Below are 25210 nucleotides of genomic sequence, written 5' to 3'. Positions count from 1 at the left end.
GCTCACAGCTTCTCCTCCGACGCCTGTACGTAGACCATTCCCTGCCCGGACAGCTCCAGTTGGAACGCCTCGCCCGAACCGCGCCCGACCATCTCGCGCCAGCCGAGCGCCGCGGACAGCTTGTTGCGTACGTCGCCGCGGTGGGCGACATACGCCTGCGGATCGACGTGCACCGGGCGCTGCGGGGCGATGGGCAGTTCGATGACACCGCCGTGCGCCATGACGGCGACCGACCCCTTGCCCTGGAGCGTGGTGGTGAACAGGCCCTGCCCGGTGACCTGACCGCGTATGACGCCCATGACACCGCCCTGCGAACCCATGAACATGGTGCCCTGCCGGAGCGAGCCGTCGAAGGCGAGCAGCCGGTCGGCCTCGACGTACAGCGTCTCGCCCGCGAGGTCGATGGAGTGGATGTGGTGCCCGCCGTGCCCGAACATCACCGAGCCGTCGCCCTCGATGGTCATCAGCGGCGTCGCCTCGTTGGCGACCCGGCGGCCGATCATCGACATCACACCGCCCTGCCCGCCGGTGATGCTCGGCGTGAAGGAGACCTCCCCGCGGTACGCCAGCATCGCCCCGCGCTGGCTGAACATCCGCTGGCCCGGGGCGATCGCGGCCTCCACCATCTTGGAGTTGATCCTGGTGAACGGCATCAGAGCTGACCCCCGATCGTGGTGCGCTCGCTGGGCTGCACGTACACCAGCCCCTCGCCCTCGAAGCGGATCTGGAAGCTCTCGCCCGACCCCTCGCCGATCACCGTGCGCCAGCCCACCGACTGCTGGAGCTGCTGCCGCAGATTCCCGGTGTGCGCGATGTACGCGCCCGGGTCCACGATCAGCGGCGTCGCGGCCGACACCCGCAACACGATCGCGGGCCCGTCGGACATCACGGCCGCCTGCCCGGTGCCCTCGACGGTCGTGGTGAACAGGCCGTTGCCCTGCGAGGCGCCGCGCAGCCCGGTGAAGGTGGTGCCGGTGCGCAGCGCGGAGTCGGTGGCCAGCAGATTGCTCGCCTCGACGTACAGCTTCTCGCCGTTCAGCCGGACCAGATTGATCTCGGTGGCCCGGTCGGCGAAGTAGCACGTGCCGTGCCCCTTCACCTCCATGACGGCCATCGACTCACCGGTGATCCGGCGGGTGACCAGGCCGCGCAGGCCCTCGCCGCCGCCGGTCATCTTCTTGAACGTCATCTCGCCCTCATAGGCGACCATCGCGCCGTTCTTCGCCTTGACGGTGTCGCCGGTGAGGTCCACGGCGAGCACCCGGGTGCCCTGGAGCCGGAAGCGTGGCATCGCGGATCAGACGCCGTCCGCTGTGGACCGCTGCCGCACCGGCAGCGGCGGCTTGGGCGCGTGGTCGCCCGGCACCTCGCCCGCGGCCTCCTCGACCTCCAGCAGCGACGCGCTCCGGCGCTCGGCCTCGAACGCCTTGTGGCCGCCGCGCAGCCCGAACAGCCGCTTGCCGAGCAGGATGTAGAGGACGGCCAGCACATTGAGCGTGATCGTGGCGACCTTGAACCAACTGACCCGCTCGGTCAGCTCGTAGCCCTCGATCGGCAGGAACGCGGCGGTCGCCACCACCGCCAGATACTCCGCCCAGCGCTTGCCCCACCACAGGCCGAAGCCCTCGATGATCTCGATCAGCGCGTACGCCAGCAGCAGCGCGGCGACGAGCTGGAGGGTGGAGTGCTTGTAGTCGAACGTCTTGCGGATGGTGTCGACGACCGGCGAGTGGTCCAGGTCGTAGTGGAAGTGCTCGGCGACCGGCTTGAAGACGGTGAGGTCCTTCTCGAACAGGTCGCGCACCGCGTTCTGCGAGTTGCTGAACCGCCAGACCGCCCAGGCGGCGATCAGGACCAGCAGGCCGCGCAGGATTCGCTCGACGGCCAGGAAGCGCAGGATGAACAGGTCGCGCAGCGCCCGGCCGCGCGGCACCTCGGGGGCGCGGTCGGCGGGGCCGGCGCCGTGCGGGTCGCCGAGGACGAAGTCCCCGCAGCGCAGACAGCGCCACACCGTGCCGACGGCGGTGCTCGCGTGCAGCTTCTGCCGCAGGTGGTTCTCGTCGGGCGCGTAGGTGATGTGCCCCTTGCGGGCGCAGTGCCGCCGGTCCCAGTCCATCGTCATCGTGTCTCGGTCCCCGTTGGGTGGTCGGTCAGGTCGTGCGGATCACGTCGTGCGGGTGGTGCGTACGGGTCGTGTCGTGGACAGGGACGCTATCGCCCGTCCCGCGGTTTCCTACCCCCGGGGCGGACCATCGATACGGGCCGGTGATAATGGGGTGGTCTTGTGATCACGTTCACAAGCCTGTTTCCCGTCACCGACAGTGAGGTTCTCGTGGACCTGAAGACCGCCACCGCCCTGCGCAGACTCCGTCTGATCTCCGCCCCGGAAGCGGTGTCGTTCCTGCTGCTGATGGTCTGCTCGGTGCTCAAGCGGACCACCGACTTCAACGCGGTGCCCGTCATGGGCATGGTGCACGGAGTCCTGTTCGTCCTCTACGTCGTCTTCTGGGCGGACGCCTGGCGCCGCGCCAAGTGGTCGCCGGCCCGCGGCGCCCTCTTCTTCGTGCTGTCCGTCCTGCCCACCGGCGGCTTCTTCGCCGAGCGGATGCTGCGCCGCGAGTCCGAGGAGTCGGTCGTGGCCGCGCGCGGCGCTCAGGGCGAGGCGGTCGGCGCATGATCGTCGCCTTCTCCGTCACCCCGCTGGGCGTCGGCGAGGACGTCGGCGAGTACGTGGCCGACGCCGTCCGCGTGGTCCGCGAGTCCGGGCTGCCGAACCGTACGGACGCGATGTTCACCTCCGTCGAGGGGGAGTGGGACGAGGTGATGGACGTCGTACGGCGGGCCGTCGCCGCGGTCGAGGCGCGTGCGCCCCGGGTGTCGCTGGTCCTCAAGGCCGACATCAGGCCGGGCGTGACGGACGGACTGACCTCGAAGGTCGAGACGGTGGAGCGCCACCTCTCCGAGTAGCGGAGCGGCGGGGCGGCGGAGTGCCGCAATGGCGGACGCCCGGATGGCGGCGGGCGCCGTCAGCGGCCCGTTGTCCCGCGCGCGCTCAGAACAGCCCGCCGGTCGTGAGCGCGATCCCCAGCGGCGTCCGTTCGTACAGCACCTGGTGCCCGTAGCGCCGGGACGCCAGCAGACCCGCGTCGCGCAGCACCGCCAGATGCGCGGAGACCGACGACAGCGCGAGGGCGTGCCGGTGGGCCAGCGCCGTCGTGGTGCTGGGCGCGTCGAGGTCGCTGAGGATCGCGGCCCGGTTGGCGCCGAGCAGCGCGATCATCGCGGCGGACGCGGTCGGCCCGGTCTCGGCCCACAGCCCGCCGATGCCGCGTGCCGGATAGACGACGGTGGGCTGCCAGGGCGGGTCGAAGGCGTTGCCCGCCTCGGGCCAGAAGAAGACGCTGGGCACCAGCACCAGCCCCTGGCCGCTGAGATCCGGCAGGTGCGAGGTGTGCCCCGCCGCCGTCAGCGCGCCCTCCGACCAGCTCAGCTTCGGGTGCAGCGCGGTGAACAGCCGCTGCATGCCGCCGTCCGCCAGCCGCCGCGCGTGATAGGCGATGTCCGCCTCGAGCACCGCCCGCAGCCGGGGCCAGTGCGGGGCGAGCAGGGCAGCCCACACATGCTCGTACAAACCGGCCAACTGCCGTACGGTTCCGGCCGGATCGGCGAGCATCGCGCGGCCCCGCTTGCCGTGCTCCGCGCCCGGGGTCTGGGCCAGCGCGGCCTGGATCTGGCGGTGCGCCTCGTCCGGGTCCGTGGCCCGTACGACGTCGAGTTCGTCGTCCAGGGTGCCCAGGGGCGCCTGGGGCGGGGGGTGCAGAAAGTCCGGGGGGTGCCCGTGATCCGGTGCCAGCAGCCACAGCGGAGCCAGGTCGAGACCGGCCGCGGCGGCCCTGACCTGCCGCAACCAGGGCAGGTGGTAGCCGTGTCGGTCCGGCCGGGACAGGGTACGTATCGCCCCCTGGGTCTCCCGCAGCGGTGAGATGGCGAAGCGGCACCGCAGAAGGTCCTCAGCCGCAAATCGCATACGAAACGACATCACGACCCCCAAGATTCGGCTCAGTCCGAAACACTACGATATGCAGTGCTCATGCCACCAGGGTGATGTCATGACAACGGACAGCGAGCACCCCCCACCAGGTGGACGCACCCCATCGCCGACCGGTTCGCAGCCCGCTCCCACCACCCACGGGAAGGGCGACGGCACGCCTCCTACCAGCGGCGCGACCGCCCCCGGCGACAGCACCCCCACCGGCTACGGTGCCGTTTTCGCGGTCAGGGAATTCCGCCCGATCTTCGCCGCGCATGTCCTGTCCGTCCTCGGCAGCGTCTTCGCCGAGGTCTCGCTGGCCGTCCTCGTCTTCCGGCAGACCGGCTCCGCCGTCCTCACCGCGCTGATCTTCGCGCTCGGTTTCCTGCCCTACGCGCTCAGCGGCATCCTGCTGTCCGGAATCTCCGACCGGTACCCCACCCGCCGTGTCCTGGTGGCCTGCGATCTGCTCTGCGCGGCCTTCGTCGCGGTGATGGCCGTGCCGGCCACGCCGCTCGCCCTTCTCTTCGTGCTACGCGTGTCCGTCTCGATGATCACGCCGCTGTTCACCGGCACGAGGGCCGCCAGCCTGGCCGACATCCTCCACGGCGACGTCTTCGTGCTCGGCCGCTCCCTGGTGCGGATCGTCGGCCAGAGCTCGCAGATCATCGGCTACGGAATCGGCGGTCTCGTCCTGGTGTGGCTGTCGCCGCGCGCCGCGCTGCTGGTGACGATCGGCACCTTCCTCAGCTCCGCGCTGCTGCTGCGCTTCGGCACCCGCGACCGGCCCGCCCGGGTCACCGGGACCGGCGCCATGATGCGCGACTCGATCGGCTCCGCGGGGCGGCTGTTCCGCAACGCGCGAATCCGCTCGCTGATGCTCATGTGGTGGGTGCCGCCGATGTTCTGCGTCGTCGCCGAGGGCGTCGCCGCGCCCTACGCGGACGCGGCGGGCGCGGGCTCCGCGGGCTTCGGCATCCTGCTCGCCGCGATGCCCGCGGGCACCGTCGTCGGCGAGGTGCTGGCGGGCACGCTGCTCACCCCGTCCGCCCGCGAACGGATCGCCATCCCGCTCGCCGCCGTCTCGATGCTGCCCTTCGTCTGCTTCCTCGTGCACCCCTCGCTGCCGCTGGCGATCGTGCTGCTGCTGATCACCGGGGTCACCACCGCGTACGCGCTCGGCATCGACAAGTGGTTCGTGCACGACGTGCCCGAGGACATGCGCGGCCGGGCCATGTCGCTGCTCGGCGCGGGGATCATGACGCTCCAGGGCGTCGGCATGACGGTCGGCGGCGCCGTCGCGGAGTGGGTGCCGCCCTACGCGGTGATCGCGGGCGCGGGGATACTCGGCACGCTCAGCGTCGTGCCCGTGCTGCGGTCGGTACGCCGTACGCAGCCGATGGGCGCCGCGGCCAGCCCCGCCTGAGCGGCAACGGCCCTTTCGGGGCTACGCGTTGAGCCCGTGAGCCCGTGGGCCCGTGAGCCCGTGAATTTGTCAGCCCGTGGCCCCCGAGCGTTCAGCGCCGGGTCAGATACGCGTGCATCGCCCGGTGCAGCGTCTTGTTGACCGCGCCCTGGAGCGGCAGCTCCCACTCGCCCACCGTCTCCACCGCCTCCCCGCCGGTGCCCAACTTCCAGCGCAGCAGCCCGTAGGCGCGCGCCGCAGGGTCGAGGCCGTCGGGCACCCCGCGCATGTCGTAGACCGCCGCGCCCATCGCCTGCGCGTCGCACAGCATCCGCCACTGGAGCGCGTTGCTCGGCCGCACCTCGCGGCGGTGGTCGGCCGAGGCACCCGTCTGGTACCAGACCCGGCCGCCGTCCGGCGCGGTCAACAGCGTGTGCGCGGCGAGGAGTTCGCCCTCGTGCCGCGCGGTGTACAGCCGCATGCGGCCCGGCTCCTCGGCGTTGAGCGCCTCGTACTGCCGCCGGTAGTAGTCCAGCGACCGGCCGAGGTCGAAGCCGTCGCGGGCCTCGGTGACCCGCAGCAGCTCGTGGAAGGCCGGCAGCGCCTCCGGGCCCTCGACACCCGTGCGCACACCGCACTTGGCGGCCTTCTTCACGTTGCGCCGCCACTCCTGGTTGAGGCCGGTCCACAGGTCGTCCAGACCGCGCCCGGCCAGCGGTATCTCGAACACCAGCCGCGGCTGCGCGTCCCCACCCTGCCCGTCCTCGCCGCAGCGCCGCCAACCGCCCTCGCGCAGCCGGTCGGAGACCGCCGCGCCCAACGGCTCGACCAGGTCGGGCAGCACGTCGCCGACCCGGCGCCCGGGGCCCGACGCGTCCTTCAACGTCCGCGCCGTCCACCGCCGGTACGCCAGCGGCGGCCCCATCCGTACCGCGAACGCCCCCGTACCGCGCAGGTGTTCCAGCAGCGGGTCGAGCCAGCGGTCCAGGCGCGGATCGGCCCAGTCCACCGCGGGGCCCTCCGGGAGGTACGCGAACGACCGCCGTACGCCCGGCAGTTGGCGGTACAGGACCAGCGCGGAGCCGACCGGCCGGTCGTGCTCGTCCAGCCAGGCCAAGCTCTCCGCCTGCCAGCCGGACTTCACCCGCGCCCAGGCGGGCGTCTGGAGGAAGCTCGCGGTGTACGGGCCGGGGCGGCGGACGAAGTCGGCGTGCGCGGAGGCGGGCATCGGCAGCAGCCGCAGAGCACCGGTGCCGGTGCCGGTGCCTTTGTCGCTCGCGGCGCGGTCGGAGCCGGAGCCGGAACGCTGGTGAGTGGTCATCGTCAAGGCGTCGTCCTCCGCGCTGCGGGGCGGGCCGGGGCGGCCCGCTCACGAAGGACACGCCCGGCGCGGCCGTCAGGTGACAGAGACTTTTCCGACACCCGCCGTACCGCCCCGCGACTTCCGTCAGCCGTGACCGCCGGGGCAGACTGCGCGTCTGCCCAGGGGACGGGGACCCGCGCGACCAGCCGGTACCGGGCACAGGACGATCAGCGTGAACAGGGGACCGACGGGTGACTTCAGCAGTGGACGGCTCCACGCACCGCAAGGGGCGGCGGGCGCACGCCCGCGACACCAACTCCCTGCGGCGCAGCGGCGGTCTGATGATGGCCGGGTCGCTGGTGTCCCGCGCCACCGGCTTCCTGCGGCTGGCGACGATCACCGCAGCGCTCGGCACGGCGGCGGCCGGAGACGCCTTCGGGGTCGCCAACACCGTGCCCAACATCATCTACGCGCTGATGATCGGCGGCGCCCTCCAGTCCGTCTTCGTCCCCGAACTCGTCCGCGCCGCCCGCGAGCACGCCGACGGCGGCCAGGCGTACACCGACCGGCTGCTCACCCTGTGCGCGGTCGCGCTGCTCGCCGTCACCGCCCTCGCTGTGCTCGCCGCGCCCTGGCTGGTCAGCGCGTACGCGCCCGGCTTCAGCGGCGGCCAGCGCGACCTGACCGTGTCGCTGGCCCGCTACTGCCTGCCGCAGATCCTCTTCTACGGCCTGTTCACGCTCCTCGGCCAGGTCCTCGGCGCCCGCGACCGGTTCGGCGCCATGATGTGGACCCCGGCGCTCAACAACCTCGTCGTGATCGCCGTCTTCGGCCTGTACCTCGCGGTCGCGAGCGGGGGCATCGGACACCGGGACGCGCTGCTGCTCGGCCTCGGCAGCACCGCGGGCATCGCGGTGCAGGCCCTCGCGCTGCTGCCGTCGCTGCGCGCCACCGGCTTCCGCTGGCACCCGCGGTTCGACTGGCGCGGCGCCGGACTCACCCAGCCGATGCGGGCCGCCGTGTGGACGCTGCTGCTGGTCCTGGTCAACCAGGGCGCGTACTGGGTGGTGACCCGGCTGTCCACCTCCGCCGGACTGCGCGCGCTGGCCTCGGGCCACTCCACCGGCGTCGGCTACGCCGCCTACAGCAACGCGTACAGCCTGTGGGTCGTCCCGCAGGGCATCGTCACCGTGTCGCTGGCCACCGCGCTGCTGCCGCGCATGAGCCGGGCCGCGGCCGACGGCGACCACGCGGCGATCGGCGCCGACCTCACGCGCGGCCTCACCGTCTCCGGCACCGCCGTCGTCCCCGCCGTCTTCGCCTTCCTCACGCTCGCCCCGCAGATCACCGGCGTCGTCTTCCAGCACGGCGCCACCAGCGAGGCGGACGCCCGCGCCATCGCCTGGATGCTGGTCGCCTTCGCCGTCGGCCTGCCCGCCTTCGCGGGCCAGTACCTGCTCGCGCGCGGCTACTACGCGCTCGGCGACACCCGTACGCCCTTCTTCCTCAACGTCCTCATCGCCGCCGTCAACGCCGCGAGCGCCGCCGCCTGTTACGCGCTGCTCCCGGCCCGCTGGGCGGTCACCGGCATGGCCGCCGGATACGCGCTCGCCTGTACGGTCGGCCTGCTGGCCACCGCCGCGCTGCTGCGCCGCCGCCTGGGCTGGCGGCCCCGCGTCCTGGGCCACCACGTACGGCTCACCGCGGCCTTCCTGCCGGGCGCGGCCCTGGCGCTGCTCACCGCCCACGCCGTCACCGCCCGGCTCGGCGGCGGCCCGGCAGGCGACCTCACGGGCCTGCTGCTGGGCGCCGCCGCCCTGTGCCTGCCCGCGCTGGTGCTGGCCCGGCCGCTCGGGCTCGACCTCGGACCGGTGTCGCGGCTCACGGGAGGGCCTGCCAAGAGGCGCGGCGCGGGGCCCACGGAAAAAAACTCCCGTCCGCCTGTCACATAAGGCCGCCGCCGCGCGTGTAGTTCTGAGGGAGGGAAGAACCACATGACCGCACAGCCAGAACCGGCGGCGGACTTCGACCAGTTCTACGCCGCCACGGCGAAGCGCATGGTGGCCGTCGTCTACACGATCACCGGGGACCTGGGTGAGGCGGAGGACGCCGTGCAGGAGGCGTACGCCAGGGCATGGCAGCGCTGGCCGAAGCTCACCGCGGAGGGCGACCCCGCGCCCTGGGTGCGTACCGTCGCCGTACGTCTGGCGGTGAGCACCTGGCGCAAGGCCCGCAACCGGGTGCGCGCGCACTTCCGGCACGGGCCGCCGCCCGACGCCCCGGCGCTCGCACCCGACCGGGTCGCGCTGATCGACGCCCTGCGCGCGCTCGGCGACGACCAGCGCACCGCCGTGGTCATGCACCACCTCCTCGACCTGCCGGTGGAGGAGATCGCCCGGCAGACCGGCGTGTCCAGCGCCGCCGTACGGACCCGGCTGAGCCGGGGGAGGAGAGCACTGGGGGCCCTGCTCAAGGACGACCCGGCGGACGACGCGGAGCCCGAACCCGCCGCGTCCGCGTCCGCCGCCCACGACACCGCCGGTCGCGGCGCTCACGACCCCGCCGGTCGGGACGCCGCCACCGCTACCGCTACCGCCACAGCCGACGACGCACGCCACGCACGTGCGGCGCGCCACCGCACCGAGGAGGTGCCCCTCCATGGCTGACCCGTTCGGCCGCCCGGCCGGTCCCGACCCCCTCGGCACCGCCGCCGACACCCCCGCCGCCGACACCCCCGCCGCCGACATGGACACCGACATCGGCCCGGACTCCGACATCGGCCCGGGCTCCGCCGATCCGCTGGACGAGCGGCTGCGCGGACTCGCCCGCGACACCGAGCCGTTGGTCGTACTCGCCGGGGCCCCGGCCGCCCGCAGGCTCGGCGAACGGCGGCGCGCCCGCCGCAGGACCGGGGCCGTGTCGCTGGTCGCGGCCCTCGCGGTCGCTGTCGGCACCTGGCAGTTGCTGCCCGGCTCCGACGGCCCGCGCGGCACCGGCGCGCTGCCGGGCACCGTCGCGTCCACCACGCCCCCGCCGGAGCCGCCCGACCCGGCCGCCCTGGCCCACCGCCTCACCGACGAGCTGCTGCCGCCCGGCGCCCTGCCGTTCTTCCCGGTGGCCCCCTGGAAGACCCTCGCCCCGGGCACCGCGCTCAAGCTCATGGGGGCCTGCCCGGTACCGTCTCCCGCCGGAGACGTACAGGCCGGCGCGGTGCGGTTGTACGGCGCGTCGGCGGGGGAGGAGGCGGAGTACCTGCTCTACGCGTTCACCGACGCCGAGGCCGCCCGCTACCGGACGGAACGGTTCGGCGAGGCGGTGAAGGACACGTGCGGTGTCGAGCTGACCACCGACCTCGGCACGACCGGTGAGGCCGCCGACAGTCCGGTCACCTACCAGGGCAGCAGCAGAACGGGCACCGGGGTGCAGATCCTGATGAACCGGCAGGGCGCCTACCTCGCCGTGCTGCTGATCCGCGGGCTGGGGAACCCGCTGGGCTCCGGGAGCGACTATGCCAACAAGCACCCGCAGCCGATCGCCTGCATCGCGGCGTCGCTGAACCGGCTGACGGAGGCCGGCGCGCGACCGAGCGCTTCCATGTCGCCGCCGGACGTCTCCATCGACGGCACCAGCGGCGGGGTCGGCAGCGGGGTCGGCGGCGGGTCCACGATGTCGCGCGGCTTCGTCGGCGACGGGAAGTCGTGCTGAGCCGCCGCGTTCTGTCCTGACCTCATCCGCCGCCGACCTGCCCGCCGCCGAGCCGAACACCGCCGCCCCGATCACCGCCGATCCGAACACTCTTCGCCCCGACCACCGTTCGCCCCGACCACCTCTGACAAGGAACCGACTGCCGTGTACCGCACTCGCATACGCAACCCCCGACCGCGGGCGCTCGCCGTGCCCGCCCTCCTGCTGGCCGTGGCGATGGGCGTCACCGCGTGCGGCGGCCACGACGGCGACAAGGCGGGCGGCTCGTCCGACGGCAAGGGCGCGGGCCGGTCCGCGTCCGCCGACTCCGGCGCGCGGATCACCGTCACACCGGCCAAGGACGCCGCGGACGTCGACCCGGCCGCGCCGGTCAAGGTCACCGTCGACGGCGGCACCCTCGGCACGGTCACCGTGACCCCGGAGGGCACGTCCAAGGACGGCGTGACGCCGATCGAGGTGACCGGCGCCCTGGACGCCGCCAAGCACACCTGGACCTCCGACCGCACGATGACCCCCGGCACCGCCTACACCGTCCAGGTCACCGCGGCCGACAGCGCGGGCAAGCAGACCCGTACCACCAGCGCCTTCCGCACCCTGACGGCGGCCAAGGTCAACGGCGTCACCCCGACCCCGCTGAACACCGCGGTCGTCGGCGTCGGCCTGCCCGTCTCCCTCGCCTTCGACAAGCCGGTCACCGACAAGGCGGCCAGGGCGGCGGTCGAGAAGGCGCTGACCGTCACCACCAGCCCGGCCGTCCAGGGCAGTTGGGGCTGGATCACCGACCCGCTGACCGGCATCCAGCGGGTGGACTGGCGGCCGGACGCGTACTGGACGCCGAACACCAAGGTCACGCTGACCGCCAGGCTCAGCGGCATCGACACCGGGGGCGGGCGCTATCTGCGCCGCGACATCCACGACACGTTCACCATCGGCACCGCCCGGATCTCGTACGTCGACCTCAAGGCGCACACCATGCGGGTCACCGAGAACGGCAAGACCGTCAAGAACTTCAAGATCTCCGGCGGCAAGCCCGCCTTCCCCACCTGGAACGGGCAGATGGTGGTGATCAGCAAGCAGTCCACCGTGCGGATGACGTCCTCGTCGGTCGGCATCGCCACCTCCGAGGACTCGGCGGACTTCTACGACAAGGACGTGAAGTACGCGGTCCACATCACCACCTCCGGCACGTACACCCACGCGGCGCCCTGGAACGACGCGATGATGGGCGTGCAGAACGGCAGCCACGGGTGCATCGGCATGCACACCGCGGACGCCAAGTGGTTCTTCGACCGGGCGGTCCGCGGCGACCTGGTGATCACCTCGGGCTCCACGCGCGCCACCGTCGACAAGGGCAACGGCTTCGGTGAGTGGAACCTCGGCAAGGACGCGTGGCGCCGGCTCAGCGCGCTCGCCTGACGAGACACTTGTGCCCACTATGTGACCGACGGGTAGGCTCTTCGCCGTGTCAAAGCCGCTGAGCCTGCCCTTCGATCCGATCGCCCGCGCCGACGAGCTGTGGACCCGGCACTGGGGCGGGGTCCCCTCGATGGGTGCCATCACCTCGATCATGCGCGCCCAGCAGATCCTGCTCGGCCAGGTCGACGCGGTGGTCAGGCCGTACGGGCTGACCTTCGCGCGGTACGAGGCGCTGGTGCTGCTCACCTTCTCCAAGGCGGGCGAGCTGCCGATGTCCAAGATCGGCGAGCGGCTGATGGTGCACCCGACGTCCGTCACCAACACCGTGGACCGGCTGGTCTCCGCCGGTCTCGTCGCCAAGCGCCCCAACCCCAACGACGGCCGCGGCACCCTCGCCTCGATCACCGACAAGGGCCGCGAGATCGTCGAGTCCGCCACCCGCGACCTGGTCGCCATGGACTTCGGCCTCAGCGCCTACGACGCGGAGGAGTGCGGCGAGATCTTCGCGCTGCTGCGCCCCCTGCGGATAGCGGCGGGCGACTTCGAGGAGTCCTGACCTGCGGTCGACTGCGCGCGTCCCGTCGTCCCCCGACCCGGATGAGCCCGGCATTTCGGGGCGGCTAGGCTCGATGCCATGAAATCCAGCGTGCTGACCCGCTACCGCGTGATGGCCTACGTGACAGGCGTGCTGCTGATCGCGCTCACCCTGGGCGTGATCGCCAAGTACGTGTTCGACATCAATGGCGCGGGGACCTTCACCAGCGCGGTGGGCTTCGCCCACGGCTGGCTCTATGTTGTTTACCTCGTTATGGCCTTCGACCTGTGCAACAAGGCGAAGTGGCCGATCGGCCGGATGGCCTGGGTGCTGCTGGCGGGCACCGTCCCGACCGCCGCGTTCTTCGTGGAGCGCCGCGTGACGCGTGAGCTGGCGCCGAAGGTGATCCAGCCGGAGAAGCCCGAGCCCGTCAACGCCTGAGCCTGTCGACGCCTGAGCCCGTCGACCGCCTGGGCGCGTCAAGCCCGCGCCCGTCAAGCCCGAGCGCGTCAAGCCCGAGCGCGTCAAGGCCGTCATGCCCGGGCCCCGGCCCTCTGAGACCCGGCTCACCCCAAGGGTGAGCCGTGTTCCCATCGACATTTACTAGGACGTCCTAGTAAATTCAAGGGTATGGACTCCCAAGGCATCGAGACAGGCCGCCAGCGCTGGCAGGCACGGTACGACTCAGCCCGTAAGCGGGAGGCCGACTTCAGCACGCTCTCGGGCGACCCCGTGGAGCCGGTGTACGGCCCGCCGGCGGGTGCGGACGTCCCCGGGTTCGAGCGGATCGGCTGGCCGGGCGAGTACCCGTTCACACGCGGACTGCACCCGACCGGCTACCGGGGGCGTACGTGGACGATCCGGCAGTTCGCCGGATTCGGCAACGCGCGGCAGACCAACGAGCGCTACAAGATGATCCTGGCCGCGGGCGGCGGCGGCCTCTCCGTCGCCTTCGACATGCCGACCCTGATGGGCCGCGACTCCGACGACCCCCGCTCGCTCGGCGAGGTCGGCCACTGCGGTGTCGCCATCGACACGGCCGCCGACATGGAGGTCCTGTTCGACGACATCCCGCTCGGCGACGTCACCACCTCGATGACCATCTCCGGACCCGCCGTCCCGGTCTTCTGCATGTACCTGGTCGCCGCCGAGCGGCAGGGCATCGACCCGGCCGTGCTCAACGGCACGCTCCAGACGGACATCTTCAAGGAGTACATCGCCCAGAAGGAGTGGCTCTTCGAGCCCGCCCCGCACCTGCGGCTGATCGGCGACCTGATGGAGCACTGCGCCGCCTCCATCCCCGCGTACAAGCCGCTGTCCGTCTCCGGCTACCACATCCGCGAGGCCGGGGCGACGGCCGCGCAGGAGCTGGCGTACACCCTGGCCGACGGCTTCGGCTACGTGGAGCTCGGCCTGTCGCGCGGCCTGGACGTCAACACCTTCGCGCCCGGCCTGTCCTTCTTCTTCGACGCGCACCTCGACTTCTTCGAGGAGATCGCCAAATTCCGCGCCGCGCGCCGCATCTGGGCCCGCTGGATGCGCGACGAGTACGGCGCCACCAGCGACAAGGCGCAGTGGCTGCGCTTCCACACCCAGACCGCCGGGGTGTCGCTGACCGCGCAGCAGCCGTACAACAACGTCGTACGTACCGCCGTCGAGGCGCTGTCCGCCGTGCTCGGCGGCACCAACTCGCTGCACACCAACGCCCTCGACGAGACGCTGGCGCTGCCCAGCGAGCAGGCCGCCGAGATCGCGCTGCGCACGCAGCAGGTGCTGATGGAGGAGACCGGCGTCGCCAACGTCGCGGACCCGCTGGGCGGTTCCTGGTACGTCGAGGCGCTGACCGACCGCATCGAGGCCGACGCGGAGAAGATCTTCGACCGGATCAGGGCGCTGGGCGCCAAGGCCGTGCCGAGCGGCGAGCACCCGATCGGGCCGATGACCTCCGGCATCCTGCGCGGCATCGAGGACGGCTACTTCACCGGTGAGATCGCCGAGTCCGCCTTCCAGTACCAGCGCTCCCTCGAAAAGGGCGACAAGCGCGTCGTCGGTGTCAACGTGCACCACGGCTCCGTCACCGGCGACCTGGAGATCCTGCGGGTCAGCCACGAGGTCGAGCGCGACCAGGTCCGCGACCTCGCCTCCCGCCGTACCGCCCGCGACGCCGCCGCCGTCCGCACCGCCCTGGACGCCATGCTCACCGCCGCCCGCGACGGCTCCAACATGATCCCGCCCATGCTCGACGCCGTCCGCGCCGAGGCCACCCTCGGCGAGATCTGCGACGCCCTGCGCGCCGAATGGGGCACCTACACCGAGCCCGCCCGCTTCTGACCCGCGGTGGTACGCCGCCGGTCGGGCCGTGGCCTGTCGTCCGTCCGGCGCGCCGTGTAGTCCGTCGTCGTCACGGCCCGTTCCGTTCGCTGTTCGCTGGGTAGCCTCGACATCTCGTGCGCAATCCACCGGCCCTCCAGCGAAAGGACGTTCGTGGCCCTTGAAGCGACCGTCGGCGACGACGGGATGATTCACATCCGCGAAACCGAGCAGCCGGAGATCGTGGCCGTGACCACCCCCGCCAAATGGGAGGCCTTCGTCAAGGGCGTCCGCGCCGGGGAGTTCGACCACTTCGTGGCAGGCGTGGAGACCCCGGAGTGCGGCGCTGTGAACGCGACCCCCTGACGCCGGGGCCGGCCGCCTCCGGCCCCCTGGCTCCGGCCCCTAGCTCCTGACGCCGGTGAGGCCGGTGGTCAGGAGGAGGGCGAGGCGGTCGGCCCAGTCGGGGTCGACCGGGCCGGCGCTGACCATCACGCGGTGGACGACGGTGCCGGCGATGACGTCGAAGATGAGGTCGGCGTCGCGGCCGGCGAGGGCGGGGTCGCACGGAGCGGGCGGGTCCGGGGGGAGTTCGCCGCGCTGCTGGGCGCGGTGGCGGCCGAGGAGGACGAGGTGCTTCTGGCGGTCGACGATCGCCTCGCGGATGCGCAGCCGCAGGGCGTCGTCGTGGGTGGCCTCGGCGACGACGGCCATCAGGCCCGTTCTGATGGCGGGCCGGTTGAGGAGTTCGGCGAAGCGCAGGACCACGCCGCGGATGTCGGCGTGCAGGCTGCCGAGGTCCGGGAGGTCGAGCTGCTCCTCGAACAGGGCGGCGATGGCGTCGACGACCAGCTCGTTCTTGCCGTTCCAGCGCCGGTAGAGGGTGGTCTTGGCGACGCCCGCGCGGGCCGCCACGTCGCTCAGCGTCAGCTTTCCCCAGCCCAGTTCGACCAGCGCCTCGCGGGTGGCGCCGAGGATCGCGCGGTCCGCCTCGGCACTTCGCGGGCGGCCGGTGCGTCTGTGAGGGGCGGGGGGCTCCACGAGCGGCTCCATAAGGCGGACCATACCGGCCGGTAGGTTACGTGACGAGTGACCGGTATCACATCGGGCGGCTTCCGCCGGGCAGCTCAGGGCAGTTACGCTACGACCCGTAGCGAAACGTGCGACAACCACGGGTGCGGATGGGGATCCGTACCGACAGCACCGCTCAGCACCACCAGATCCGGGGTCTATCCGGGGTCTGTGCACGATCGGCTCCGGTAGGGGGGAGGATTGACCTCATGCAGCCACGGAACATGTCCATGAGCGGCGTGGTCGACCTCGCCGCGGTGAAGGCGGCCGGTGAGGCCAAGGTGAAGGCCGAGCAGGCCAGGGCGCAGCGGCAGGACCCCGCGAACGCCGACGCCCACACCGCTTCGCCGCTCGTCATCGAGGTGACCGAGGAGACCTTCGAGAGCGACGTCCTCCAGCGCTCCGCCGAAGTCCCGGTCGTCATCAGCTTCTGGGCCGACCAGGCCGACGCGAGCAAGCAGCTCAACGCGGTACTGGAACGGCTCACCGCCGAGTACCGCGGGCGCTTCGTCCTCGCCACCGCCGAGGTCTACGCCAACCAGATGCTCTTCCAGCAGTTCGGTGTCCAGGGAGTGCCCGCGGTCTTCGCGGTGCTGGCCGGGCAGGCCATGCCGCTCTTCCAGGGCAGCGCGCCCGAGGACCAGATCACCGAAGTGCTGGACCAGTTGATCGCCGTCGCCGAGCAGCGCTTCGGCATCGTCGGCCCCGAGGTCGACACGGACGCCGCCGCCCAGGGCGCGGCCCCGGCCGCCGAGGCGCCCCCGCGCCCGGCCACCCCGCAGGAGCTGGCGCTGTCCGCCGCGCACGACGCGCTGGACGCCGGTGACCTGGGCGGCGCCATCCAGGCGTACCGCAATGTGCTCTCCGACGAGCCGGGCAACGCCGAGGCCAAGCTGGGCCTGGCCCAGGCCGAGCTGCTCGACCGCGTACAGGGCGCCGACCAGCAGGCGGTCCGCGAGGCCGCCGCCGCGTCACCCTCCGACGTCACCGCGCAGCTCGCCGCCGCCGACCTCGATCTGGTGGGCGGTCATGTGGAGGACGCCTTCTCGCGTCTGGTGGACACCGTGCGCCGCACCGCGGGCGACGACCGCGACGCGGTCCGCGTACGGCTGCTGGAGCTGTTCGAGGTCATCGGCCCCGACGACCCCCGGGTGGTCGCCGCGCGTACGGCGCTGATCAGAGTCCTCTTCTGAGGCGGCCGGGCGGCTGAACGGGACGCTCCGCCGAGCTGACCGTGCGGTCAGTTACCGCCGGTTCCCCGAGTGCCCGCCTCGGTTTTACTCAGAGATTTAGCGATACGGCGACCGCACTTTATCAAACCGTGACAATGGGCGGTCGCCGTTACCTCCGGTAAGAAATCAGCTCCGTTTCGACCGCTGATGTTCTTTATGTCGGATTTACCTGCCCCGGTCTTCCTCACTCTGCGTGAAATCGCCCCGTCCGGGGCGCACGGCCGCGACACCCATCCGTTACTCGCTAGTAATGAGCCCCTTGTGCGGCGCGCCCGAATGGACCACGATCGGCCAAGCTCGGTCCGTTGCCACAGCCCGGCCGCCAGTCGGCGCCACGGTCCGCGGGTCCCCGCCGAGTGGGTGCGTACGGCTCATGCCGCCGCTCCGGGACAGGGGGGTCTTCGCCTACCGGCGGAGCCTGTCCAGCAGGTTGCGCGAGAGCGTGGCCAGTGGTTGTCGCTCGGGGGTGATCGCCGAAGATTCGGACACCGCCGTCCGTACTCCTTGCTTCTTCGTGGGGAGGGACGGTCCGCCGATCACCGGCGCTCTCCTTCCCGAGGACGTAGCACTTCTCCCATCCCAGGCCAGGACCCGAACATCCCGGCCGGAGATGTACGTCCGAGAAGGAGGAAAAATGGAGTCGCTCGTTCGTGGCGGTACCAGATGGCGGCGGTTCGCCGTCGTCATGGTGCCGAGTGTCGCGGCTACGGCCGCGGTGGGTATAGCCATCGCTCAGGGCGCGCTCGCCGCGTCGTTCAGCGTGTCAGGTCAGCAGTTCAAGGTAACGGCGGATCACCTGGACGGCACCGGCTTCGAGCAGTACGGCGCGCTCGACGTTCAGCACGGTGGCAAGTACATTCCGGTCGCGGTCTCGGCGTTCACCGACGCCACCATCAACGGCCTGTGCCAGTCCGTGGTCGTCCCGACGCCGATCGGTGACGTGACCCTGAAGTTGACCGCCGGCAAGGACCCGAAGAAGCCGGTTGTGGCACACAACCTCTACATCGACCTCGACCAGCTCGACGCCGATGCGGAGTTCCGGAACATCAACATCGGTGTCGCGGCCGGTGACAGTCACAAGGGTCCTGGCATCAAGGACAAGGACGCGACGGACCCAGGGTCGTTCGCCCAGGAGGCCGACCGGGCCATCCTCGACGGCGTGCACCAGACCGCCTGGGCCACCAGCGCGGGCACCTTCAAGCTCGCGGGCCTCAGCCTCGGCGTCAAGAAGGGCTCCGGCGCCGGGGTGGAGTGCTACTAAGCACCGCCTGAGTGGTCCGGGTGAGCCGCGCGGGACGCGGCTCACCCGGCGCCACCGATCGATCTCTCAGCAAAGCCAGTCCCAGGGAGCTGTTTCCTATGAGCGCCGAGTCAACAGGACTGAGTGCCCGGATCCGTTATTGGCGGCTGTCGTTCCGCCACTGGCGTTGGGGGCGCCCGTTCTGGGCGGGTCTGCTGACCCTCCTCGCCGGAGTGCCGATCGCCTACTTCCCGTACGCGAACCTCACGCTCGGCCAACTGACCGTCCGGATGGCGACGACCGCGGGCTCCGGCTCGCTGATCATCGGTGTCCTGCTGTTCGTGCTCGGCCTCACCATGTGGTTCCAGAGCGCGGTACGCATCTTCGCCGGTGTCGCGTCGATCCTGCTCGCCCTGGTGTCGCTGGTGGTCTCCAACTTCGGCGGCTTCCTCGTCGGCTTCCTGCCCGCGCTGCTCGGCGGCGCGCTCGCCGTCTCCTGGGCGCCGGGTGTCCCGGCGACCGACGAGCCGGGCGAGAAGGCGGAGCTGCCCGACGGCGCCCCTGAGGGCGGCGGCGACGAGAACGCTCCGCCCACCCTGCCCGCGCAGTCCCAGGGGCCCCACGAGCCCGCTGAGGCGTACGGACAGCCCGAGCCGGTCCACGCCGGAGCGCGGCCCGACGAAGAGAACACCGAGGAGAACGGGAGGCACCGTGCTGGGTGACGACGCTCAGCAGGCCGAGAGCGACGGGTCCCGTAACCGGGCCACCTCGGGACCGCGGCACGCGGCTCCCCGCAAGTCCCTGCTGACCAAGCTGCACGTGCCCGCCGGGAAGGCGGTCGCCCTGGCCGCGATGCCCACGGCCGTGCTGATGGGCATGGGCTTCACGCCGCACCTCGCGCAGGCCGACGAGATGCCCAAGAACCCGTACAAGCCCGGCCCCTGCGTGACCCAGTCGGACACCCCGAGCCCTTCGGCCTCCAAGAGCGCGGCGGACGGCAAGGCCACGGACAAGCCGGGCGGGCAGGAGACGTCGAAGCCGACGACCGGCCCGAGCCCGTCGAGCAGTCCGAGTCCTTCCACGAGCCCGGAGGCGCCCGCGCCGACCGACTCGGCGAAGGCCCCGTCGTCCGACGGCGGCACCGACAGCAAGACCGAGAACACGTCCCGGGCGACCGGCACGCCGAGCGCGACCCCGAGCCCGACCAAGTCGGTCAACCCGTGGGACCCGCTGGGCCTGGGCGACCTGGTGAGCGGGCTGCTCGGCGGCGGCAAGACCCCGACCGCGACGCCCACCACCCAGGCCCCGCAGCCGGACCCGGCGCCGACGACCGCGAAGCCCGAGCCGAGCACGTCGCCGTCGGCGAGCGCGCCCGCCAAGGGCGACGACCCGGTGGGCACGGCCGGCAAGACCGTCAAGGACAGCGTGGACACCGCCGTCGGCGGTCTCGACAAGACGGTGAAGGACGCCAAGGACGCCAAGGACGCGGCCAAGGACGCCAAGGACAAGGCGTCGCCCAGTGCCACCCCGAGCGCGGGCGGCACCGACGACCCGCAGTCCTACCCGTGCCCGGTGTACGACGCGAAGGCGCTCGCCGACGCCGATGTCGAGCAGGGCATACCCCTGCTGCCGGACACCCCGTGGGTCCTGAAGACCACGAAGCTGACCCTGCACGGTCTGTCGTACCACGGCATAGTCAAGGTCAAGACGCACAACGGCACGGTGAAGGACGTCCTGAAGTTCACCGTCTCCGGCATCGACATCGACAATCTGCACCAGATAGTCGACGGCCCCAAGGGCACGAAGACGAACGTCGAGGCGGCCAAGGGCTCCACCTCGAAGTTCACCAACGGCACGGTGACGCTCTACACCGAGTCCCTCAGCGGCAATCTCCTCGGGCTGATCCCCATCACCTTCACCCCGAAGGCGCCCCCGCCGCTGACCCTCCCCGAACTGTTCTTCACCAACGCCACCGTCATCCAGGCGGCCCAGTTCGGCGGCACCCTCCACGTCCCCGGCATGCACATCTACGGCACCCCCGGCTAGCCGAGCCCCCAACGCCGCGCGGCCCGCACCCCTTTCGGAAGGGGCGCGGGCCGCGGGCGGTTGCTGGTCGCTGGTCTCTGGTTTCTACGGGGGAGGGGGCGGTCAGTCGCCGAGGTGGTGGACGCGGACGAGGTTGGTGGTGCCGGGGACGCCCGGAGGGGAGCCGGCGGTGATGATGACGGTGTCGCCCTTGGCGTACTCGGAGAGCTTGAGCATCTCGCGGTCGACGAGCTCGACCATGGCGTCGGTGTTGTCGACGTGCTCGACCACGAAGGACTCCACACCCCAGGTCAGCGCGAGCTGGTTGCGGGTGGCGGGGTCGGTGGTGAAGGCCAGGACCGGCTCGGGCACGCGGTAGCGGGCCAGGCGGCGGGCGGTGTCACCGGACTTGGTGAAGGCGACCAGGGACTTGGCGTCCAGGAAGTCGCCCAGCTCGGCGGCGGCGCGGGCCACGGCGCCGCCCTGGGTGCGGGGCTTCTTGCCGGGGGCCAGCGGCTGGAGCCCGCGGCACAGCAGCTCCTCCTCGGCGGCCACGACGATCCGCGACATCGTCTTGACGGTCTCGATCGGATACTTGCCGACCGACGACTCGGCGGACAGCATGACCGCGTCCGCGCCGTCCAGGATCGCGTTGGCCACGTCGGACGCCTCGGCGCGCGTGGGCCGCGAGTTGGTGATCATCGACTCCATCATCTGGGTCGCCACGATCACCGGCTTGGCGTTGCGCCGGCACATCTCGACCAGCCGCTTCTGCACGACCGGCACCTGCTCCAGCGGGTACTCCACGGCGAGGTCGCCGCGCGCCACCATCACCGCGTCGAACGCCGCGACGACGCTCTCCATGTTCTCGACCGCCTGCGGCTTCTCCACCTTGGCGATGACCGGGACGCGGCGCCCCTCCTCGTCCATGACGCGGTGCACGTCACGGACGTCCTTAGCGTCGCGCACGAAGGACAGCGCGACCATGTCGACGCCCATCCGGAGCGCGAACCGCAGGTCGTCGATGTCCTTCTCGGACAGCGCCGGCACGTTCACCGCGGCGCCCGGCAGGTTGATGCCCTTGTGGTCGGAGATCACGCCGCCCTCGACCACCAGCGTGCGGACCCGCGGGCCCTCGACCTCGATGACGCGCAGCGCCACGTTGCCGTCGTTGATCAGGATCGGGTCGCCCTTGGAGACATCGCCCGGCAGACCCTTGTACGTGGTACCGCAGATGGACTTGTCGCCCGCGACGTCCTCGACGGTGATGGTGAACTCGTCGCCCGCGATCAACTCGACCGGTCCGTCGGCGAATTTGGCGAGGCGGATCTTGGGACCCTGGAGGTCGGCGAGGACTCCGATCGCCCGGCCGGTCTCGGCGGCGATCTTACGGACGCGCTGGTAGCGCTCCTCGTGCTCGGCGTGGCTGCCGTGACTGAAATTGAAACGGGCCACATTCATGCCCGCCTCGACCAACGACTTGAGCTGGTCGTAGGAGTCGACGGCGGGACCCAGGGTACAGACGATCTTGGCTCGGCGCATGGGCGCTATCCTATCGGTTTGTTCCGCTCCGGAATATTCCAGGGGCGGTCGTGGCTGCGGGACGGTCAGCCATGCTTATTCGGTCGCCAGTACGTAAGTATCGCGGGCGATCTCCAGCTCTTCGTCAGTGGGCACCACCGCGACGGCCACCCGCGACGCCGCCGCCGAGACCAGCCGGGCCGCAGTGCCGCGAAGCGCGTTGCGTACAGGGTCCATAGTGACACCTAGATTGTCGAGACCCAACAAAGCCGCTTCGCGAACTGCGGCCGAATTCTCGCCGACGCCCGCCGTGAAGGCGATCGCGTCCACCCGGCCCAGCACCGCGCTGAAGGCCCCCACGTAACGGCGGATCCGGTGCGCGTAGACGTCGAAGGCGAGCTGCGCCGCCCGGTCGCCCTCGGCCATCCGGCGGCCGATCTCCCGCATGTCGTTGTCACCGCACAGGCCCAGCAGACCGCTGCGCTTGTTCAGCAGCGTGTCGATCTCGTCGGTGCCCATGCCGGCCACCCGCTCCAGGTGGAACACCACCGCCGGGTCGAGGTCGCCGGAGCGGGTGCCCATGACCAGGCCCTCAAGGGGCGTCAGGCCCATCGAGGTGTCCACGCACACCCCGCCGCGCACCGCGGAGGCCGACGCGCCGTTGCCCAGGTGCAGCACGATCACGTTGACGTCGGCCGGCTCCCTGCCGAGCAGCTCCGCCGTCGCCCGCGAGACGAAGGCGTGCGAGGTGCCGTGGAAACCGTAGCGGCGGATGCCGTACCGGTCGGCGGTCGCCGCGTCGATCGCGTACCGCGCCGCGGCCTCCGGGATCGTCGAGTGGAAGGCGGTGTCGAAGACCGCGACCTGCGGCAGATCGGGCCGCAGCTCACGCGTCACCTTGATACCGGTGATGTTGGCCGGATTGTGCAGAGGTGCCAACGGCACCAGCTCCTCGATCGCGGCCACCACCTCGTCGGTGATCAGCGTCGGCTCGGTGAAACGCGTACCGCCGTGCACCACCCGGTGGCCGATCGCCGCCAGCTCCGGCGAGTCCAGGCCGAGGCCCTGCTCGTCGAGCTGCTCCGCCACGGTGTGCAGCGCCGCCGTGTGGTCGGGCGCACCGCCGCCCTCGCCGATCCGCTCCACCAGACCGGTCGCCAGACGTGCGTGGTCGGCCATGTCCAGCAGTTGGTACTTCACCGACGAGGAGCCGGAGTTGATGACCAGTACACGGGTCGCGCTCACGGGTTCTCTCCCTGGGCCTGGATCGCGGTGATCGCGACCGTCGTGACGATGTCCTGCACCAGCGCGCCGCGCGACAGGTCGTTGACCGGCTTGCGCAGACCCTGGAGCACCGGTCCGACGGCGACCGCGCCCGCCGAGCGCTGCACCGCCTTGTACGTGTTGTTGCCGGTGTTCAGGTCGGGGAAGATCAGCACGGTCGCCTGCCCGGCCACCGCGGACCCCGGCATCTTGGTGGCCGCCACCGAGGGCGCCACCGCCGCGTCGTACTGGATCGGCCCCTCCACCAGCAGGTCGGGCCGCCGCTCGCGGACCAGCTCGGTGGCCGCCCGCACCTTGTCGACGTCCGCGCCCGAGCCCGAGGTGCCGGTCGAGTACGACAGCATCGCGATCCGCGGCTGTACGTCGAAGCGGGCCGCGGTGCCCGCCGCCTGGATCGCGATGTCCGCCAACTGCTCGGCGTCCGGGTCCGGATTGACGGCGCAGTCGCCGTACACCAGCACCTTGTCCGCCAGGCACATGAAGAACACCGAGGAGACGATCGCCGCGTCGGGGCGGGTCTTGATGATCTCGAAGGCCGGGCGGATCGTCGCCGCCGTGGAGTGCACCGCGCCCGACACCATGCCGTCGGCCAGGCCCTCCTGGACCATCAGGGTGCCGAAGTACGACACGTCCGCGACCACGTCGTACGCCAGCTCGTAGCTGACGCCCTTGTGCGCGCGCAGCTGCGCGTACAGCGCGGCGAACCGGTCCCGCAGCGGTGAGGTCTGCGGGTCGACGACGCTCACGCCCGGCTGGTCGAGGGAGATCCCGAGGTCGGCCGCCTTCTTGCGCAGCGTGTCCTCCTCGCCGAGCAGGATCAGGTCGCAGACCCCGCGGCGCAGCAGCACCTCGGTGGCCCGCAGGATTCGTTCCTCGCCGCCCTCGGGCAGCACGATCCGCTTGCGCGCCGACCGCGCCCGCTCGATCAGCGCGTGCTCGAACATCATCGGCGTCACCCGCGCCGACCTGGCGACCGACAGCCGCTCGGTCAGCTCCGCGGTGTCCACATGCGTCTCGAACACGCCCAGCGCCGTCTCCGCCTTGCGCGGTGTGCCCGCGCCCAGCTTGCCGTCCAGCGCGAACAGCCCGGCCGCCGTCGGGAAGGAGCCGGTCGCCACCGACAGCACCGGGGTGCCGGGCGCCAGCCGGTTCGCCAGCGCCAGGATGTGCGGCGGCGGCTTCTCGTCCAGCGTCAGCAGCACCCCCGCGATCGGCGGCGACCCGGCCGAGTGCGCCGCCAGCGCCCCGATCACCAGATCCGCCCGGTCGCCGGGCGTCACCACCACACAGCCGGGGGTCAGCGCGGGCAGGAACGTCGGCAGCATCGCGCCGCCGAACACGAAGTCCAGCGCGTCCCTGGACATCCCCGCGTCGTCGCCCAGCAGCACCCGCGCGCCCAGCGTCTCCGCGATCTGCGCCACCGTCGGCGCGGACAGCGCGGGCTCGTCCGGCAGCACGTACACCGGCACGTCCGGGACCCGGCCCAGCCGCTCCGCCGCCTCCGCGACCTCCGCCGGGGCCACCCGGTTCGCGATCATCGCGATCACGTCGCAGCCCAGATTCGTGTACGCGTGATACGCGTTGCGCACCTCGGCGACCACCGACTCCGCCGACTGCTCGAGACCGCCGATCACCGCGAGCACCGACGCGCCGCACTCGTTCGCCAGCCGCGCGTTGACGCCCAGCTCCGCCGGGAGGTTGGTGCCCGCGAAGTCGGACCCGAGGATCAGCACCGTCTCGTACTCCGCCGCCACCCTCAGGTAGCCGTCCACCAACCGGGCGGTCAGCGCCTCCTGGCCCTGCTCGGCCTGGAGCGCCGCCGCCTCCTCGTACCCCATGCCGAAGACGCTCGCCGCGTCCTGGGTCAGCCGGTAGCGGCTGCGCAGCAGCTCGAAAATACGGTCGGGGGTGTCGTGGACCAGCGGGCGGTAGACGCCGACCCGGTCGACCTGGCGGGTCAGCAGCTCCATCACCCCCAGCTCGATCACCTGGCGGCCGTCGCCGCGGCCGATCCCCGTGAGGTAGACGCTGCGCGTCACGCTTGATCCGTCCGTTCTGCCCTGAACCCTTCGCGTACGGCCGTACGCACCCCTGACGCTAACGCTCCCGGGTACCGCCTGCCGCCCAGGGGCA

At 71.6% G+C, this 25210-nt stretch carries 24 protein-coding genes; 15 read left to right on the top strand and 9 right to left on the bottom strand.

Translation table 11 applies throughout. The features are described 5' to 3' along the window. Positions 1–2: 2 nt before the first annotated feature. The 3 genes from ABZX65_RS35040 to ABZX65_RS35030 are packed head-to-tail and all read right to left on the bottom strand — an operon-like array spanning position 3 to position 2122. Complete coding sequence (locus tag ABZX65_RS35040; RefSeq protein WP_355349656.1) at positions 3–653, bottom strand: AIM24 family protein; 651 nt, start codon at positions 651–653, stop codon at positions 3–5. Continuing rightward, entirely contained in the window at positions 653–1291 is a 639-nt protein-coding gene (locus tag ABZX65_RS35035) for an AIM24 family protein (protein WP_355349653.1), read from the bottom strand. Before ABZX65_RS35035 ends, ABZX65_RS35040 begins: the two co-directional genes overlap by 1 nt. A gap of 6 nt (positions 1292–1297) precedes the next feature. Further along, positions 1298–2122, bottom strand: a complete 825-nt coding sequence (locus ABZX65_RS35030) for a DUF2127 domain-containing protein (RefSeq protein ID WP_355349651.1) — start codon at positions 2120–2122, stop codon at positions 1298–1300. 210 nt (positions 2123–2332) lie between these two features. Here ABZX65_RS35030 and ABZX65_RS35025 point away from each other — a divergent pair, with 210 nt between their 5' ends. After that, positions 2333–2677, top strand: coding sequence for a DUF3817 domain-containing protein (locus ABZX65_RS35025; RefSeq protein ID WP_188281912.1), 345 nt, complete (start codon positions 2333–2335; stop codon positions 2675–2677). After that, entirely contained in the window at positions 2674–2967 is a 294-nt protein-coding gene (locus ABZX65_RS35020) for an MTH1187 family thiamine-binding protein (protein ID WP_189873200.1), read from the top strand. Before ABZX65_RS35025 ends, ABZX65_RS35020 begins: the two co-directional genes overlap by 4 nt. A gap of 85 nt (positions 2968–3052) precedes the next feature. Here ABZX65_RS35020 and ABZX65_RS35015 read toward each other — a convergent pair whose 3' ends face one another. Continuing rightward, complete coding sequence (locus tag ABZX65_RS35015; RefSeq protein ID WP_355349647.1) at positions 3053–4039, bottom strand: DUF5937 family protein; 987 nt, start codon at positions 4037–4039, stop codon at positions 3053–3055. 70 nt (positions 4040–4109) lie between these two features. Between ABZX65_RS35015 and ABZX65_RS35010 the strand changes: the two genes are divergently transcribed. Next, the gene (locus ABZX65_RS35010) at positions 4110–5456 is read left to right on the top strand and encodes an MFS transporter (RefSeq protein ID WP_355349644.1); all 1347 of its coding nucleotides are present in this window, start codon (positions 4110–4112) and stop codon (positions 5454–5456) included. A gap of 91 nt (positions 5457–5547) precedes the next feature. On the opposite strand, the gene ABZX65_RS35005 is transcribed toward ABZX65_RS35010, so the two are convergent. After that, positions 5548–6663, bottom strand: a complete 1116-nt coding sequence (locus ABZX65_RS35005) for a peptidoglycan bridge formation glycyltransferase FemA/FemB family protein (RefSeq protein ID WP_355349677.1) — start codon at positions 6661–6663, stop codon at positions 5548–5550. 338 nt (positions 6664–7001) lie between these two features. On the opposite strand from ABZX65_RS35005, the gene murJ reads away from it, so the two are divergent. The 8 genes from murJ to ABZX65_RS34965 all read left to right on the top strand — a co-directional run bounded on the left by murJ (position 7002) and on the right by ABZX65_RS34965 (position 15070). Then, positions 7002–8690 carry a murein biosynthesis integral membrane protein MurJ gene (gene murJ, locus ABZX65_RS35000; RefSeq protein WP_355349674.1) on the top strand — a complete coding sequence of 563 codons (1689 nt, stop codon included), beginning with the start codon at positions 7002–7004 and terminating at the stop codon, positions 8688–8690. Between the two features lie 42 nt (positions 8691–8732). Further along, positions 8733–9404, top strand: coding sequence for a SigE family RNA polymerase sigma factor (locus ABZX65_RS34995; protein WP_355349641.1), 672 nt, complete (start codon positions 8733–8735; stop codon positions 9402–9404). Further along, a complete protein-coding gene (locus ABZX65_RS34990; RefSeq protein WP_355349638.1) occupies positions 9397–10443 on the top strand; it encodes a hypothetical protein in 1047 nt (348 codons plus the stop codon). Before ABZX65_RS34995 ends, ABZX65_RS34990 begins: the two co-directional genes overlap by 8 nt. Positions 10444–10587: 144 nt before the next feature. Then, positions 10588–11859: an Ig-like domain-containing protein gene (locus tag ABZX65_RS34985; protein WP_355349635.1), complete on the top strand. Its 1272-nt coding sequence runs from the start codon at positions 10588–10590 to the stop codon at positions 11857–11859. Between the two features lie 46 nt (positions 11860–11905). Continuing rightward, a complete protein-coding gene (locus ABZX65_RS34980; protein ID WP_188282203.1) occupies positions 11906–12415 on the top strand; it encodes a MarR family transcriptional regulator in 510 nt (169 codons plus the stop codon). A 78-nt stretch (positions 12416–12493) separates the two neighbouring features. Next, positions 12494–12835, top strand: coding sequence for a DUF3817 domain-containing protein (locus ABZX65_RS34975; RefSeq protein ID WP_355349631.1), 342 nt, complete (start codon positions 12494–12496; stop codon positions 12833–12835). 189 nt (positions 12836–13024) lie between these two features. Further along, the gene (locus ABZX65_RS34970; RefSeq protein WP_355349628.1) at positions 13025–14725 is read left to right on the top strand and encodes a methylmalonyl-CoA mutase family protein; all 1701 of its coding nucleotides are present in this window, start codon (positions 13025–13027) and stop codon (positions 14723–14725) included. A gap of 153 nt (positions 14726–14878) precedes the next feature. Further along, positions 14879–15070: a DUF397 domain-containing protein gene (locus ABZX65_RS34965; RefSeq protein ID WP_355349625.1), complete on the top strand. Its 192-nt coding sequence runs from the start codon at positions 14879–14881 to the stop codon at positions 15068–15070. Between the two features lie 39 nt (positions 15071–15109). On the opposite strand, the gene ABZX65_RS34960 is transcribed toward ABZX65_RS34965, so the two are convergent. Further along, positions 15110–15757: a TetR/AcrR family transcriptional regulator gene (locus tag ABZX65_RS34960; protein ID WP_355349622.1), complete on the bottom strand. Its 648-nt coding sequence runs from the start codon at positions 15755–15757 to the stop codon at positions 15110–15112. Positions 15758–15984: 227 nt separating this feature from the next. On the opposite strand from ABZX65_RS34960, the gene ABZX65_RS34955 reads away from it, so the two are divergent. The 4 genes from ABZX65_RS34955 (at position 15985) to ABZX65_RS34940 (ending at position 20293) form a co-directional block, all read left to right on the top strand. After that, positions 15985–16968, top strand: coding sequence for a tetratricopeptide repeat protein (locus ABZX65_RS34955; protein WP_355349619.1), 984 nt, complete (start codon positions 15985–15987; stop codon positions 16966–16968). Positions 16969–17641: 673 nt separating this feature from the next. Beyond that, complete coding sequence (locus ABZX65_RS34950; protein WP_355349616.1) at positions 17642–18268, top strand: DUF6230 family protein; 627 nt, start codon at positions 17642–17644, stop codon at positions 18266–18268. Between the two features lie 98 nt (positions 18269–18366). After that, entirely contained in the window at positions 18367–18969 is a 603-nt protein-coding gene (locus tag ABZX65_RS34945; protein WP_355349613.1) for a DUF6114 domain-containing protein, read from the top strand. Next, on the top strand, positions 18959–20293 hold the full coding sequence (locus ABZX65_RS34940) for a hypothetical protein (protein WP_355349610.1): 1335 nt from the start codon (positions 18959–18961) through the stop codon (positions 20291–20293). Before ABZX65_RS34945 ends, ABZX65_RS34940 begins: the two co-directional genes overlap by 11 nt. A 102-nt stretch (positions 20294–20395) precedes the next feature. Here ABZX65_RS34940 and pyk read toward each other — a convergent pair whose 3' ends face one another. The 3 genes from pyk to pta form a co-directional block, all read right to left on the bottom strand. Beyond that, on the bottom strand, positions 20396–21814 hold the full coding sequence (gene pyk, locus ABZX65_RS34935) for a pyruvate kinase (protein WP_355349607.1): 1419 nt from the start codon (positions 21812–21814) through the stop codon (positions 20396–20398). 75 nt (positions 21815–21889) lie between these two features. Beyond that, the gene (locus ABZX65_RS34930; RefSeq protein WP_355349604.1) at positions 21890–23038 is read right to left on the bottom strand and encodes an acetate kinase; all 1149 of its coding nucleotides are present in this window, start codon (positions 23036–23038) and stop codon (positions 21890–21892) included. Beyond that, complete coding sequence (pta, locus tag ABZX65_RS34925; RefSeq protein WP_355349601.1) at positions 23035–25116, bottom strand: phosphate acetyltransferase; 2082 nt, start codon at positions 25114–25116, stop codon at positions 23035–23037. The genes ABZX65_RS34930 and pta overlap by 4 nt, the downstream gene beginning before the upstream one ends. Between the last annotated feature and the right edge of the window lie 94 nt (positions 25117–25210).

This window comes from Streptomyces sp. NPDC003300, assembly GCF_040610915.1.
Lineage (GTDB): Bacteria > Actinomycetota > Actinomycetes > Streptomycetales > Streptomycetaceae > Actinacidiphila.
This window is presented reverse-complemented; position numbering and strand designations above follow the sequence as displayed.